This is a genomic window from Corynebacterium atrinae, from assembly GCF_030408455.1.
GTDB lineage: Bacteria > Actinomycetota > Actinomycetes > Mycobacteriales > Mycobacteriaceae > Corynebacterium > Corynebacterium atrinae.
Genome location: NZ_CP046977.1, coordinates 2317642 through 2331768, shown reverse-complemented (window position 1 = coordinate 2331768; position 14127 = coordinate 2317642). Strand labels below are relative to the sequence as shown.

At 63.3% G+C, this 14127-nt stretch carries 13 protein-coding genes and 1 pseudogene; 8 read left to right on the top strand and 6 right to left on the bottom strand.

Translation table 11 applies throughout. From position 1 onward, the window contains the following. Positions 1–2: 2 nt before the first annotated feature. Entirely contained in the window at positions 3–173 is a 171-nt protein-coding gene (locus CATRI_RS11480) for a DUF4236 domain-containing protein (protein ID WP_083985758.1), read from the top strand. 5 nt (positions 174–178) lie between these two features. Here the strand turns inward: CATRI_RS11480 and CATRI_RS11475 are convergent, their stop codons facing one another. Beyond that, entirely contained in the window at positions 179–1042 is an 864-nt protein-coding gene (locus CATRI_RS11475) for an HhH-GPD family protein (RefSeq protein WP_290217695.1), read from the bottom strand. A gap of 41 nt (positions 1043–1083) precedes the next feature. Here CATRI_RS11475 and CATRI_RS11470 point away from each other — a divergent pair, with 41 nt between their 5' ends. Together CATRI_RS11470 and CATRI_RS11465 are read left to right on the top strand one after the other, a co-directional pair. Next, positions 1084–1710: a carbonic anhydrase gene (locus tag CATRI_RS11470; RefSeq protein WP_290217693.1), complete on the top strand. Its 627-nt coding sequence runs from the start codon at positions 1084–1086 to the stop codon at positions 1708–1710. Between the two features lie 69 nt (positions 1711–1779). After that, positions 1780–2454: a hypothetical protein gene (locus tag CATRI_RS11465; RefSeq protein ID WP_290217691.1), complete on the top strand. Its 675-nt coding sequence runs from the start codon at positions 1780–1782 to the stop codon at positions 2452–2454. Here the strand turns inward: CATRI_RS11465 and CATRI_RS11460 are convergent. The 5 genes from CATRI_RS11460 to CATRI_RS11440 form a co-directional block, all read right to left on the bottom strand. Continuing rightward, positions 2441–4429 (bottom strand): sucrose-specific PTS transporter subunit IIBC, encoded by a 1989-nt coding sequence (locus CATRI_RS11460; protein ID WP_290221163.1) that lies wholly within the window; start codon positions 4427–4429, stop codon positions 2441–2443. The genes CATRI_RS11465 and CATRI_RS11460 overlap by 14 nt on opposite strands. A gap of 363 nt (positions 4430–4792) precedes the next feature. Next, entirely contained in the window at positions 4793–6142 is a 1350-nt protein-coding gene (locus CATRI_RS11455; protein ID WP_290217690.1) for a glycoside hydrolase family 32 protein, read from the bottom strand. Positions 6143–6171: 29 nt separating this feature from the next. Beyond that, positions 6172–7239 carry a DNA integrity scanning diadenylate cyclase DisA gene (disA, locus tag CATRI_RS11450; RefSeq protein ID WP_290217688.1) on the bottom strand — a complete coding sequence of 356 codons (1068 nt, stop codon included), beginning with the start codon at positions 7237–7239 and terminating at the stop codon, positions 6172–6174. Positions 7240–7250: 11 nt separating this feature from the next. After that, on the bottom strand, positions 7251–8654 hold the full coding sequence (gene radA / locus CATRI_RS11445) for a DNA repair protein RadA (protein WP_290217686.1): 1404 nt from the start codon (positions 8652–8654) through the stop codon (positions 7251–7253). Between the two features lie 77 nt (positions 8655–8731). Then, positions 8732–9289, bottom strand: a complete 558-nt coding sequence (locus tag CATRI_RS11440; RefSeq protein ID WP_290217684.1) for a hypothetical protein — start codon at positions 9287–9289, stop codon at positions 8732–8734. A 269-nt stretch (positions 9290–9558) separates the two neighbouring features. Between CATRI_RS11440 and CATRI_RS11435 the strand changes: the two are divergent. From CATRI_RS11435 to nagE, 5 genes and pseudogenes are all read left to right on the top strand, one after another. After that, positions 9559–10020 (top strand): annotated as a pseudogene (locus CATRI_RS11435) (CarD family transcriptional regulator); the annotation flags it as partial. Positions 10021–10102: 82 nt separating this feature from the next. Next, positions 10103–10879 (top strand): 2-C-methyl-D-erythritol 4-phosphate cytidylyltransferase, encoded by a 777-nt coding sequence (ispD, locus tag CATRI_RS11430; protein ID WP_290217680.1) that lies wholly within the window; start codon positions 10103–10105, stop codon positions 10877–10879. Continuing rightward, complete coding sequence (ispF, locus tag CATRI_RS11425; protein WP_290217678.1) at positions 10876–11364, top strand: 2-C-methyl-D-erythritol 2,4-cyclodiphosphate synthase; 489 nt, start codon at positions 10876–10878, stop codon at positions 11362–11364. The genes ispD and ispF overlap by 4 nt, the downstream gene beginning before the upstream one ends. 303 nt (positions 11365–11667) lie before the next feature. After that, positions 11668–12540, top strand: a complete 873-nt coding sequence (locus CATRI_RS11420) for a PRD domain-containing protein (protein WP_290217675.1) — start codon at positions 11668–11670, stop codon at positions 12538–12540. Beyond that, positions 12537–14126 (top strand): N-acetylglucosamine-specific PTS transporter subunit IIBC, encoded by a 1590-nt coding sequence (gene nagE / locus CATRI_RS11415; protein WP_290217673.1) that lies wholly within the window; start codon positions 12537–12539, stop codon positions 14124–14126. Before CATRI_RS11420 ends, nagE begins: the two co-directional genes overlap by 4 nt. Position 14127 lies beyond the last annotated feature (1 nt).

The window sequence follows — 14127 nt, the reverse complement described above, 5'->3', positions numbered from 1 at the left end:
CCATGGGCATCACGTATCGCAAGCGCAAGAAGGTCGGCAAGAACAGCTGGATCAACATCTCCGGCTCGGGCGCCTCGGCGTCCACCCGGGTTGGCCCGTTGACCATCAATAGTCGTGGTGGTCTGTGGGTCAGCCTGCCCGGTGGCCTGAACTTCCGCGGCCGCTGGAAGTAAGTCGGCTACTGGGGCAGGAGGAACTGCCCGTCGCTGTTCTGCTCGGCGAGGCCGTCGATAAGCAACGACTCCAACGCCCGTGTGCGTTGACCCGCATCAGGCCACACCAGGTCGATGTCGGCCAGCGGCACGGGCGTTTCGGCTTGGCGCAACACATCCATGATGAGCCCGCGGACCTGCCGATCGGTGCCCGTGAACTTTTGCACTTTCTTTTTCGCTAGCTCCTCGGGGAGCGGTTCGGGCCGGCCGGCAGCGACCCACGCGCACGTCGATAAGAGCGGGCAGGCGCCGCACTTCGGGTTCGTCGCCGTGCACACCAGCGCGCCCAGCTCCATCATCGCGGCGGACAACCGCGGCCCATCCTCTTCTGGGAGAAGGGCAGCCACCTTGGCCAACTCGCTTCTCGATGCCGTCCCCGCCAGAAACTTGCCCTCCACCGCCCGGCGGTACACGCGCCGCACATTGGTATCCACCACGGGCACATTGTGCCCATAAGCAAAACAGGCCACCGCCCGTGCGGTGTAGTCACCGATCCCCGGCAGCTCCAACAGCTTATCGACGTCCCCCGGAACCCGCCCTGCGTGTTCCTCCACGATGGCATTGGCGCATTCGAGCAAACGCAGAGCGCGCCGCGGGTAGCCCAGCTTCCCCCACGCCCGCAGTACCTCCGCCGGGCTGACCTGGGCAAACGCCTCCGGCGTCGGCCAGTGCTCGATCCACTCCCGCCAGATCGGTTCGACCCGGCCAACCGGAGTCTGCTGGCTCATCACCTCCGACAGCAACACACCCCACGCAGTCGTGCCAGGCTCCCGCCACGCCAACGGGCGTTCGTGGTCGTCGAACCATTCCAAGAGTGCAGAGGCGAACATGATGAACGAGTCTAAGACCCCCAGGGCTTACACTTGTCGTTATGCCCATGAAAGAAGTTGCCCACCGACCGCAAGCGGTGTGGGAAGCCCTCCAAGCCGGAAACAAGCGCTTCGTCGAAGAGGCACTCCAACGACCTAACCTCGACACCGTTCGCCGCATGGAACTGCGCTCCGGACAATCCCCCCGCGCCGTCATCCTCTCTTGCTCCGACTCCCGCGTCCCCGTCGAGCTGATCTTCGACGTCGGCCTCGGCGACCTCTTTGTCGTCCGCACCGCTGGTGAAATCCTCGACCCCTCCGTCCTCGGGTCCATCGAATACGCCATCAAGAGCCTCGAAGTCGACCTCGTCGTGGTCATGGGCCACGAATCCTGCGGCGCCGTAGCCGCCACCGCCGAAGCCCTCGACGGCGGCGCCATCCCCGACGGCCTCGAGCGCATCCTCATCGAAAAGGTCGCCCCCTCGATCCTCGAAGCCCGCGCCCGCGGCATGTCCACCACCGACGACTTCGAACGCCAGCACATCGAAGAAACCGTCGTCCAGATCAAACACCGCCTCTGGTCTCTGCGTGACCGCATCGAGGACGGCCGCTGCGCCATCGTCGGCCTGCGCTACCGTCTCTCCGATGGCGCTACCGAGTTGGTCATCGCCGACGGGGTGTCGCCCTAACGCTTCACCTGGGGACACGCTACGGCGGGGTGCCGCAGGTTAGGCGCACAAAGTTTTAGAGTGTTAGGCGTGAGCAACCACAATCCCCGCCGACTCCCCGCCGAGATCTACGCTCGACGCCGCGTCGCCGCCATCGTGATCGTGTTGGTGGTCGTCGGCCTGCTCGTGTGGGGAATGGTCTCCTTCGCCAACCGTGGGTCAACGACGGACCCGGAAGCTACGGCGGCGTCGACAAGCGTGCCGACGACGTCGGCTTCTTCCACGACCGCCACCACGTCGGCGACCTCGGAGGCCCCGACGTCTTCCAATGCTAAGCCGTCGGTGAGCAAGGAGCCGGACCCGAACGCTAAGGACTCCTGTCAGCTTTCTGATCTTCGCATCACCGCGACCAGCGATCGACCCAACTACGTTGGCGATGTCCAGCCGAAGTTCTTCATGACAGTGGAGAACCCCACCGCCGCCGATTGCGTGGTCAACCTCGACGAAGATCAGTTGCGCTTCGAGGTGTACGACCTGGCTAGCAACAACCGCGTGTGGGCCGACATCGATTGCTACCCCTCCGTACTCACTGGAGAGGAAACCTTCGAAGCCGGCTCCGAGCGTTCCTTCCAGGCCGTGTGGTCCCGCTTGGGTTCCCAGCCTGGGCAGTGCAACGGACGCCAGCCGGTTCCGGCTGGGTCCTATTTCCTGCACGGCGTCATCGGCAACAATGCCTCCGACGCCTATCCGTTTAACTTGGGGTAGCCACCACGGGCTGCGGATCCACTGTCAGCAGGCCCTGGCCAGCCGTGATCACTCCGGGCACATCCAGCTCGGAAGCGGGGAGAACCGGGCCCGTGCGCTTGGAGTTGGACACGACCACGGGGGTGGTCACCTCGTAGCCAGCCCCGGTGATGCCAGCGATGTCGAACTCGCAGAGGACGTCACCGGCCTGCACCTCCTGGCCCTGAGTGGCTAGCGGCGTGAAGTGCTCGCCCTTGAGGTTGACGGTGTCGAAACCGATGTGCATGAGGACATCGACGTTCTTCCCGTCTGCGCCTTGAGTCCGGATAGCGAAGGCGTGCCCGGAGGGGAAGGCGACGACAACTTTGCCGCTGACCGGGGCGATGAGCTTGCCCTCATCGGGGATGATGGCCAGGCCTGCGCCTAGCTTTCCCTGGGCGAACATGGGATCAGAGACCGCGCTAAGGCTGGTCACGGTTCCGGTGAGCGGGGCAATGATTCCGAGTGCATCATCAGCAGCGACCTGGGTAGGCAGGGCCTCCTCGGCACTGGTTGCGGCAACTGCCGGGGCGTCGGGGTCGATCGTTCCCTTGGTTCGCTTGAGGTAGATCGCGTAGGCAAAGGCGGCGGCGAAGGCGATGGCGAAGGTGATGACAGCGCAGACGAGGAACATCGGGATGTCATTGGCCCGGATGGACACGACACCGAGGAAGCCGGCGGCACCGAGGGCGACGGCCTTGACGTCGAAAATCGCGATGAGCGCACCACCGATCGCGGCGGCACCCATACCGATGAAGAACGGCCAGCGCAGTCGAAGGTTGACACCGAAGATCGCGGGCTCGGTGATACCCAAGACAGCGGAAACGCCGGAGGCACCCGCCAGGCCCTTGAGCTTTTCGTTCCGGGTATGGAAGAACACCGCGAGGGCCACTGCACCTTGGGCGATGTTGGCCATGGAGGCGGTGGCGAAGATGAAGGAACCACCCTGGGCGAACAGCTGCAATTCCACCGGCGGGAACGACTGATGTAGGCCAGTGATGACGATCGGAGAGTAGATGAGACCGAAGAGGAAGCCACCGATGGGGCCGCCGAAATCGTAGAGGTTCTGCAGGCCGACGGCGAGCATTTCGCCCAGCCAGCGCATGGCCGGGCCGACCGCGGTGAAGGTGAGGAAGCCCGTGATCAGCAGGGTCACCACCGGCGTGATGAGGAAGTCCGCCGTGCCCTTGAGGTGCTTGTGCAGGAACTTCTCTATTGTCGCGAGGATCCACGAGACGACCAGCACTGGAAGCACAGTTCCCTGGTAGCCTGCTTGCGCCACGTCCAGGCCAAAGACCGACCAGAACGGCATCTGGCCAGCTTCCAAGGTAGCAGCCACGTCGTAGCCGTTGACCAGCGACGGCATCACCATCGCCATACCCATACCCGCGCCGAGGAACTCATTGCCGCCGAAGCGCTTGGTGGCGGTGAAGCCCACCAGGATCGGCAGGAAGGCGAAGGGGGCGGAGGCCAGGAGGTTGATCAGCTCGGCCATGCCGGAGATGGATGGCCAGCGCTCAACGAGCGACTGCGGACCAAAGAGATCCTGCGCCGTCAGGATGTTGTTGATCGCCATGAGAAGACCGCCACCGACGAGGATGGGGATCAACGGGACGAAGATATCGGCCAGCACCTTGATGGCCCGGGTGAACCAGTTGCCGCCTTGCGAGGCGACGTCCTTCAGTTCCTCCGTCGATACAGCGATGCTCTTCGTAGTGATGTCGTCGAGCTCCCGGAAGACGTTGTTGACGTCACCCGGGCCCACGATGATTTGGAACATTCCGCCGGTCTCAAATGTTCCTTTGAGGTCCGGGTCATCCTCTAGTGCCTGCTTATCGACGATCGCCGTGTCACGCAGCACCATCCTCAATCGGGTCGCGCAGTGGGCTGCGGCTACGAGGTTTTCCTCGCCGCCGACGGCGGCGAGGATCCTCTCCGCAACTTGTCGATGCTCCATGTTGGTTTCCTTCCGTTCGGACATGATCGGGCATTTTTACTCATTTAACCGGGCCGATCTGGAAAAGGCAAGGATTATCACTCTGGCCCAAGGAATGTGTTACATGTCTCATTTGGTGAGGGTAAGCTTCGGAGCGATCGAGTTAGCCATCCTCCTCAGCGTGGCTGGTTGCCCGGAAAGTTGGCACCGAGCCCCGCGAGGGCTGAGCACGTTATGAGTAGACCCGCCAATCGAGTAGGTGGACATTGCTACTCGATTAACGGGTCTACTCGAAACGTCATAGTGAGAACGGCGCGCGCAGCTGCGCACACTACAGCGCCCGGAGCAGGGAAAATGCAGGGGCGTACTGTATTCGCCGCTAGCTTAGGCGCGAGTGATGGGCTCCCAGGCCGCACCCTCGCTGGGGAAGACAACGCTGCTGAAACACACCGTGCCACCTCCGGCGCTGATTTCTAGGGCACAGCCGTCGAGGAAGATCTCTACGTCGCCAGGCGGGCAGGCGACGGTGCGGGTGTCGCCATTAATGCTCAGCGAGAGCTGCGGTGTGGGTCCAGGGCGATACGCCAGTTCCGCGCGGTCTACGCCGGCGGTATCTCGCACGACAAAGGTGACGTCTTCATCGTGGAGATTCTCACGTACCAACTCCACCGGCGCGATGAGCTCTTGTCGCAATGTCCGATCGGACAGCGTGAGACGACGGGGGACGGTTAGGCAATGCACCCAGCCCTCAGCTTCGACGGAAGGAGTGTCGTCTTGAGCGGGTAGGCCCATCCAGCCGAGCATGAGGGCGGAGTCTGGGCCGTTTTCGGCGATGACCTGCGGGGCGTAGAACTGGTGCCCGAAGTCGAGCTCGCTGAATCCGCGGAGGACCTCGAAGGTGGTGCCGTGTAGTCGGCCGACGAGGTACCCGCAGTTGTCGGAGCTAGCGTAATGGGTGGTGCCGTCGGCGTCGATTAGCGGTTCGAGGCCTTGCGGGCAGATGATGAGGACCTCCAGGTCCTCGCCGGTGGACTGATCGTGCATCGTTAACAAGTTGGGGCATTCCCACATGTAGCCGCCGGGGATGAGATCAGGCGCGGTGCCCGGTTCGGCGCCGGAAACATCAAAGGTTAGAGGGCCGAAGAAATCCCAGGACACCAGGTCATCGGAACGATAGAGGACCACGGCCCCCGTCTCGTCCTCGCGCTGCGCCCCCAACACCATGCGCCAGGTGGCGCTGCCGGAGGGGTCGACGGTGATCATCGGATCGCGGTAGTGGCTGGTGAAGCCGGGGGCCGGGGCGTCGATGAGCGGATTGGCGGGGTGGCGCCGATAGAAGCCACCCTCTGGACCGTCCGGGCTCTGCACAGTGACCGAGTTTTGGGTCGCCTGGCGCAGCGGCGGCCCGTCCTCGCGAGCAACCTTGAGGTTGCCGGTGTAGAAGAGGTGAACCGTGCCGTCATGGTCGCGGACGGCGCCGCCGGAATAGCACCCGTGCAGGTCATAAGGGGCATCCGGGTAGAGCGCGTCGGGGTGGTGCTGCCAGATGAGGGCGTGCTCACCGCCTAGGGTCGTCGTGGCATGACCCCAGCCCGTCCGCTTGGCACCGAAGGGAAACGCCGGATCCTTTTGGTAATAGACGTGCAGCGTATCGCCGCTGAGGAAGATGCCGTTGGGATCGTTGAGGCGACCCGTCGGGGCAGTGAGGTGATAGCGGGGGCGCGCAGTAGCCATGATCCCCACAGTAGCGGGGACAATCGTGGCTATCTTCTAATTCGCCGCAGGCCTTCGTGGATATGCCGAGCCCACAGGTGTCCGACGTTCTCTACTCTGGCCAAATCTTCCTCGGAGGCCGAGACAAGGGAGTTGAGGTCGCCGAAGTGCGCAATGATCTTGTTCATGAGGAACATCTGGACCCGGGGGACGCGGCTGAGCAGGCGGTATCCGCGCGGCACGATCCACTGGGTGAGCGATTCCTCGGTGGCCGGCAGACCAAGGATTCTGGCCACGTTCGCTGGTTTGAGAAGGTCGGCATCGCCGAGCTTATCCAACGAGGTCGTGGCTTTCGTCACCTCTTCCTTCGTGGGCGGTCCCGCGGTGATGAGGTAGTCCCGGATGAGCAGGTCAATATCATGGTCGTTGTCGCCGCGAAGCTCGCTGAGCTGTAGCTCCAGCTGGCGCCCGGCGGTACCCAGTTCCAGGACGTCGCGGTCAAGGTCGAGGCCGACGCGTTTGACCATCAGCTCGCGCTGGAGGACGGACACCACATCGGCGACGGTGGCGTAATCATTGACCTCGGCGACGAACAACCGCTGGTTGGCGTGGTCGAGGCGGGAACGATAACGCTCGAGAGTGCCCAGGGCCTGGTTGGCGCGGGTGACAATCGTCGCGGGGGCATCCAAGACATGTCGGCCACCCTCCACGTACAAGGTGATCACGCTCATGGATTGGCTCACCGCGATGACCGGCCGACCCGTCTGCAGGGCGGTGCGCTCGGCGGAACGATGCCGGGTCCCGCTCTCCTTGGTGGGAAAAGTGGGGGAGGGCATGAGCTGCACGTTCGCGCGGCGGATGCGCGTGCCATCCGTGGAGAGGATAACGGCGCCATCCATCTTCGACAGCTCCCGGACTCGGGTGGCGGCGAAGGCGACATCGAACTCAATTCCGCCGTCACACAGGCCCGTGACCTCGGGGCCATCACCGAGGACGATGAGGGCGCCGGTGTGGCCGCGGACGATGCGATCAAGGCCGTCGCGCAGCTCGGTGCCTGGGGCTAGGTGCTGCAGCGTTTCCCGCAGGGTGGCCGCCGGCGCAGAAGAACTTTCGGTCATGATCGGTGATTCTATCCTTTCGCCGCCAGCTCAATCGCCTCGCGCAACGTCGCCGCCTGGGCCACCCGCATTCCGGGCGCCGAGATCTTCTCACCAGCGGGAACGATGGCGAAGTCGTAGCCTAGGCGGGCGGCCTCGGCGAGGCGGCGGCCCACGGATGGCACGCGTCGGATCTCCCCGGCCAAGCCCACTTCGCCGATGACCACCGTCTTCGGCGGTAGCGGCTTCTCGTGCAGTGAGGACCACGTGGCCAGCGCGACGGCCAGGTCGGTGGCGGTCTCCGAAATACGCATCCCGCCCACGGTGGCCAAGTAGGCATCCTTCTCGTTGGTTCGCTCGCCCGCCCGAGCTTGCAGCACCGCCAGCACCATCGGCACACGATTGTTGTCCAGGCCGGTGACCACGCGCCGGGGATTCTTGGCCACCGGGTCGACGGTGAGGGCCTGGACCTCGGCGAGCATGGGCCGGACCCCATCCATCGCGACGGTCACGGCCGAGCCATCGGGTGTCTGGCCGCGGTGGGAGAGGAACAAACCGGACGGGTCGGGGACCTCCCGGATGCCCTCTGCCGTCTGCTCGAAACAACCGACCTCATCCGTGGCACCGAAACGATTCTTGATGCCCCGCAGCATGCGCAGTGACGATTGCCGGTCGCCCTCGAAGTTGAGTACCACATCCACTAAGTGCTCCAGCACCCGCGGGCCGGCGACATTGCCATCTTTGGTTACGTGCCCGACCAACAGCACCGGAATGCCCGAAGTTTTGGCCAGGGTAGTGAGCGCAGCGGTGACCGCACGGGACTGGGCGACTCCACCGGCCACGCCTTCCACGCCCGCGGCGTGCATCGTCTGCACTGAATCGACGATGAGGAGGGACGGCTTGAGCTGTTCGACGTGACCGAACACCACATCTAGGTTCGACTCCGCCGCCAGGTACAGCGAATCCTTCAACGCATCGGTGCGCCCGGCCCGCACCCTCACCTGACCAGCGGATTCCTCGGCGGTGACGTACAGGGCGGTGCGGGTCTTCCCGCCGCCAGCCTCCTGCGAGGCCCAGCGGCTGGCTACCTCCAGCAACAACGTCGACTTGCCCACGCCAGGTTCTCCCGCCATGAGTACGACGGAACCGGGCACGACTCCCGAACCCAATACCCGGTCCAGTTCCCCGATCCCCGAGGACATGGCGGTCGCCGCTGCGCCGTTGATCTGGGTAATCGGCATCGCCGGGTTGGAAGGCGTGAGCCCGCGCGGTACTTCTCCCGACACCGCGGCCGTCGCAGCGCTACCGGCCTTAGGTGCGACCGCCGACTCCACCAACGTCCCCCACGACCCACAGTCGGGGCAGCGGCCGAGCCACTTGGGGGAGGAGTAGCCACACTCGGAGCAGGTGTGGACAGAACGTGCTTTACGGGCCATGGGCTTAACAATAGAGATGCACCCCGACACAACCGCGTGGGGCTGCGCCGGGGTGCGTTGAAGCTGCGAAAAGAACTCTAGTGAGCCGAGCCCTCAGTCTCCGGGCGGACGAAGTCACCGGACTCGATCTGCGGGGCGGAGATGGTGGCGACGACGTTGACATCGCCGGAGTCGAAGGAGAACACGACCGGAAGGTTGCCACCGATGGCGAAGTCGGAGTTTTCTACCGAGGTGGCGGTGTAGTCGATGCAGCCGACACCGTCAGCCTGCGGCATGGCGCGCAGTCCCTCGGCGGAGTCACCGACGAGGGCGCACTCGCGGGCGAGGGAAGTGGTGGTCAACTTGACTGGGTTGCCGTCTACCTCAACGGACTCCAGGGTGTGGTCGACGAGTGCGACGTCCTGGTTGATAGCGGTGAACTTGAGGGCAGCCTGGCCATCCTCGTCCACGATGATGGTGACGTCGCGGACGGCGATGGTGCCGTCCTCGGAGTCGGCCGAAGCACCGTCAACCGCGGCCACCTGAGAGGAGGTTTGGGTGATCTGGCCGGCGGAGCACGAGGCCAGTGCCAACGCAGAAAGGGCGGCTACGGAGATGATGCCGCCGCGGCGGGCGGCCGACTTCAGGGACTTCACGAGGGGTCCTCCAATGGATTGTTTTCACCTAAGTTCTATCAGCGTCTTACCTTAGTAGCTTTCAATGCTCTGCACACAGTTCCTGACAAACCTCTCTCTTTACGTGGGGGGAGCCGGGGGCAAACTTTCGACCTAGCCGCACCAGGGACGACGACGATCCCTCCGTCAGGGTGGCCGCGGCCGAGATAAGTGCAGGTGGGAGGCGTGGTAGAATAGCCGATCAAGTATGCCGAAACACGGTGCCTTTCAGGGGTGCACAAGGAGTGGGAATGGATTTCAAGGTCGGGGACGTCGTTGTCTATCCGCATCATGGCGCGGCCAAGATTGCTGATATCGAACATCGGGTGATGGGCGGCGAGGAACTGGAGTACTTGGTCCTGCAGATTAATCAGTCCGATCTCGTTGTCCGCGTGCCTTCCAAGAACGCGGAGCTCGTCGGTGTCCGTGACGTTGTCGGCGATGAGGGCCTGCAGAAGGTCTTCGGCGTCCTGCGGGAGACCGATGTGGAGGAGGCGGGCAACTGGTCCCGCCGCTACAAGGCCAACCAGGAGCGCCTGGCGTCTGGCGACGTGAACAAGGTCGCTGAGGTTGTGCGCGATTTGTGGCGCCGCGATCAGGATCGTGGTCTGTCCGCTGGTGAGAAGCGCATGCTGGCGAAGGCCCGGCAGATTCTCGTCGGTGAGCTCGCTCTCGCTGAGACGGTCGATGAGGCGAAGGCGGATGAGTTCTTGGCCCGCGCCGAGGCTTTCGTCGAGGCGGATGCCGTGGACTCGGAGGATCGAGTGCTGGAGGACGGGATTGACGCTGACCTCGATGACCTCACCTTCGACGATGACGACGAGCTCGACGACTAAAACGTCCGTGAGAGTCATTGCGCTCGTTGCCGCCGCTGGTCAGGGGACTCGCCTCGGCGCGAGTGTGCCCAAGGCTTTCGTGCCGCTGCGCGGGCGTTCATTGGTGGAGCGCTCCGTCTCGGCGATGATCTTTTCGCAGGTCGTCGATGAAGTCATTGTGCTCGTCAGCCCCGACATGGAGGAGTTCGCGCGCTCCCTCCTCAAGGCCGCCGGACTGTTGAGAGCCGAGATCCCCGTCCGCCTCGTCCACGGCGGCGGCGAGCGCGTCGATAGCGTCTGGGCCGGCTTGCAAGCCATCCCCGATGACAACGCCGTCGTCCTCATCCATGACGCCGCCCGCGCGCTCACCCCGCCAGGCATGATCGCGCGCGTCGCCCGCGCCGTCCTCGGAGGCTCTCCTGCAGTCATCCCCGCGATCCCCGTCGTCGACACCATCAAAACAGTGCTTGACGACGCCGTCCTTTCCACACCCGACCGTTCCGCCCTCCGGGCGGTGCAAACTCCGCAGGGCTTCGACTTGGCCTCCCTTCGGGAAGCCAACCTCGCGTATTTCTCCGCAACCGATGCGGGCTTCGTAGCCACCGATGATGCGAGCCTCATGGAATGGCGGGGCGTTCCGGTTCGCACCGTTCAGGGTGATCCGATGGCCTTCAAGGTCACCACTCCCATCGATATGATGCTCGCTCGTACCATCACCGACGAAGCCGAACCTACTATTTTCGAGGTCCCCTCATGATCATTCCCCGCGTAGGCATCGCCACCGACGCCCACCAGATCGAGCCAGGCAAACCCTGCTGGATCGCTGGTCTTCTCTTCGAGGGAGTCGACGGCTGCGAGGGTCACTCCGACGGCGACGTCGTTTCCCATGCTGTGGTGGATGCCCTGCTCTCGGCATCGGGCCTCGGTGACCTGGGCTCCTTCGTCGGGGTGGGACGCTCCGAGTATGACGGAGTCAGCGGCGCACGGTTGCTTCGTGAATGCCGCGAACTCCTCGAATCCTCCGGCTTCACCGTTGGCAACGCCGCCGTGCAGTTGGTCGGCCAGTCCCCGAAGATGGGGCCGCGGCGGGAAGAAGCTGAGCAGGTGCTGACCTCCCTCATTGGTGCCCCCGTTTCTGTTTCTGCGACGACCACTGATCACCTCGGGTTCACTGGACGCAGCGAGGGCCGCGCGGCCGTCGCCACGGCCGTTGTGTGGCGAAACGATCCCGAAACAAAGTGACGGCTAACCCCGTTTTGGGGCAATGTGTTCCCCGTCACTCACGGTTCGCTGGTGGGGAAAGTTGCCTGCGTGTGGGGCCAAATCGGCTCGGAAACTACTAAGTAATTCACAGATGAGGCCCATCGGCGCAGGTCGCAGTTTCTGGAAATCCCTACTCCAGGGGGTTATTCTCAGAGTTGTCCTTACCCCCTCTGGGTGTTACTGATCCGATCAGGCATTACTGGAAATTGGGCGCTACTACCCCGTCGTCGGGTGTCATCTGATGTCGGACGTGCGCTGCGCCCTCTTTACCTAGGAGCCACCGTGGTCGAGTCGCATCCCCGAGTTGTGCGAGTGCTCAGCAACAATGCTGTCCTCGCACGCGTGGGTGACGATGATTCCGACGACGGAGGACTCGTACTCGTCGGAAGGGGAATAGGATTCGGCCGCCAGGTCGGCGATCCCGTCTCAGCCACCGTGGACCAGCGGCAATACATCGAGCTCAGCCCCGATAAGGTGCAACTGCTCACCTCGCTCAACGCTCTCGACCCTTACGTCATCGAGACCATTTCCACCGCCGTTGACTTGGCGGCCGACCTGCTCGGTGAACTCCACCCATCCGTCTACCTCGTCCTCGCCGAGCACCTGTCCTACGCCGTCGATCGCGTCGGAAAAGGCGAGGTCATCCGCAACTCGCTCCTCGAGGAAATCAAGGCCGTCTTCGGCGCCGAGTTCGGCGCCGCCGAGCTCATCGTCCAGTACCTCAACTCCCACCTCACCGTCGACCTGCCTATCGACGAAGCCGCCTTCATCGCCCTCCACCTCAACGCCGCCCGCAGTGGCGTCACCGTCAAACAACCTCTGGCCAAGGCCAACGAACTGGCCGGATTGGCCACGTTCATCCGCCACCGGCTGCCCCGGGCGGCGTCGACAAGCGACGACGGACTCATTACCACCCTGACCTACGTGCTCCGCCGTGCCCGTGCCGGGCAATGGCGCGACAACCATGCCCAACGATCCATCGTTCGGGACCTTCCTCGCGAATACGACCTGGCTGAGCAGGTCCTATGCCGCATCCTCGACACCTCTACTCTTCCCCGCGACGCCGCCGGAGAAGCCGCATACCTCGCGGTCTTCCTCCACGGCTGGGTACAAACTCCACAACTTAAAACACATACGAGAAAGGAACAGTCATGAAAAACGCAATCATGACGAGCCTGCAAAGGCTTGGACGTGCCCTCATGGGGGCCGTTGCCGTCATGCCGGTCGCCGCAATTCTGATGGGCATTGGCTATTGGATCGACCCAGTTGGCTGGGGCGAAGACAACATCGCAGCCGCAGTCTTGATCAAGTCCGGGTCCGCGGTTTTGGACAACCTCGGCTGGATCTTCGCCATCGCAATCGCCTACGGCCTGGCCAAGGACTCGAATGGTGCTGCGGCACTATCGGGCTTCCTCGGCTTCGCGACCATCAAACTCCTGATTGGCCCAGAATCCGTAGCCGGGTACAAGGGTATCGATCTCGAGGCGCTCGAAGGTGATGCTGCTATCGACTGGGCATCGCATGGTTGGGCAGCAGTGAACGACAAGAATGTCCTGATCGGAATCTTCGTCGGCATCCTTGCCGCCTGGGTCTACAACCGCTTCCATGCGACGAAGCTGCCGGATGCCCTGGCCTTCTTCTCCGGTCGCCGCCTTGTCCCCATCCTCACGGCCATCTTCTCTATCGTGCTGGCTGGAGTTCTCTATATCGTTTGGCCGGTGCTCTACAACGTGCTGTTCAACTTCGGTGAGTGGATCCAGGGCATGGGAGCTGTCGGTGCTGGTATCTACGGCTTCGTCAACCGCCTCTTGATCCCGACTGGCCTGCACCACGCCCTGAACTCGATCTTCTGGTTCGACGTCATCGGCATCAACGACATCGGCAAGTTCCTTGGTGGTGGAGAAACCATCGCTGCTGCTGCCGCGGCCACCTCAGCTATGGACTGCCCTGGTGTCTGGGCAGACGGCGTGTGCCAGGTTGAGGGCATCGTTGGACGCTACCAAGCGGGCTTCTTCCCCATCATGATGTTCGGCCTCCCCGGCGCGGCACTGGCCATGTACCTGCGCGCAGACTCCGGCCGTAAGAAGGCGGTCGGCTCGCTCATGTTGGCTGGCGCCCTCGCTTCCTTCTTTACCGGCGTCACCGAGCCCCTCGAGTTCTCCTTCATGTTCCTCGCACCGCTGCTCTACCTCGTGCATGCGGTGCTCACCGGCATCTCAGTGGCGATCGCTGCAGCCTTTGAATGGACAGCCGGCTTCGGCTTCTCCGCTGGCTTCGTCGACATGTTCTTGTCCTCGCAGAATCCCCTGGCCAACCAGTGGTGGATGTTGTTGGTCATGGGCGTGTTCTTCTTCGCCATCTACTTTGTCATCTTCTACTTCCTCATCGGCTGGCTGAATCTCAGGACCCCCGGCCGTGGCGAAGAAGAACTCGATGCCGGAGCCACCCTTGACGAAGACGCAGAAGTGTCTGACGTCGCGCGCCAGATCATCGCCGGACTGGGCGGCGAAGGGAACATTAACTCTATCGATCACTGCACCACTCGTCTGCGCGTCACCACCAAGGACTACGTAAAGGTCGATGAAGGTGAGATCAGGAAAGCCGGTGTCGCTGGCGTGATCCGCCCCTCGCAGAACAACGTCCAAGTTGTCATCGGCACCAATGTCCAGTTCGTTTACGACGAAGTCGCCCGCCAACTGAAGTCCAGCAACGCTGCCCTACAGGGCGAACAAGAGGCCTAGG

Bases quoted from the DNA above. Each gene is read 5' to 3' on its own strand.
- radA (WP_290217686.1), bottom strand. From the start codon at position 8,654: ATGGCCCGTAAAGCACGTTCTGTCCACACCTGCTCCGAGTGTGGCTAC.
- ispF (WP_290217678.1), top strand. From the start codon at position 10,876: ATGATCATTCCCCGCGTAGGCATCGCCACCGACGCCCACCAGATCGAG.
- CATRI_RS11455 (WP_290217690.1), bottom strand. From the start codon at position 6,142: ATGGCTACTGCGCGCCCCCGCTATCACCTCACTGCCCCGACGGGTCGC.
- CATRI_RS11480 (WP_083985758.1), top strand. From the start codon at position 3: ATGGGCATCACGTATCGCAAGCGCAAGAAGGTCGGCAAGAACAGCTGG.
- ispD (WP_290217680.1), top strand. From the start codon at position 10,103: ATGACCTCACCTTCGACGATGACGACGAGCTCGACGACTAAAACGTCC.
- CATRI_RS11470 (WP_290217693.1), top strand. From the start codon at position 1,084: ATGCCCATGAAAGAAGTTGCCCACCGACCGCAAGCGGTGTGGGAAGCC.
- CATRI_RS11460 (WP_290221163.1), bottom strand. From the start codon at position 4,429: ATGGAGCATCGACAAGTTGCGGAGAGGATCCTCGCCGCCGTCGGCGGC.
- CATRI_RS11475 (WP_290217695.1), bottom strand. From the start codon at position 1,042: ATGTTCGCCTCTGCACTCTTGGAATGGTTCGACGACCACGAACGCCCG.
- nagE (WP_290217673.1), top strand. From the start codon at position 12,537: ATGAAAAACGCAATCATGACGAGCCTGCAAAGGCTTGGACGTGCCCTC.
- disA (WP_290217688.1), bottom strand. From the start codon at position 7,239: ATGACCGAAAGTTCTTCTGCGCCGGCGGCCACCCTGCGGGAAACGCTG.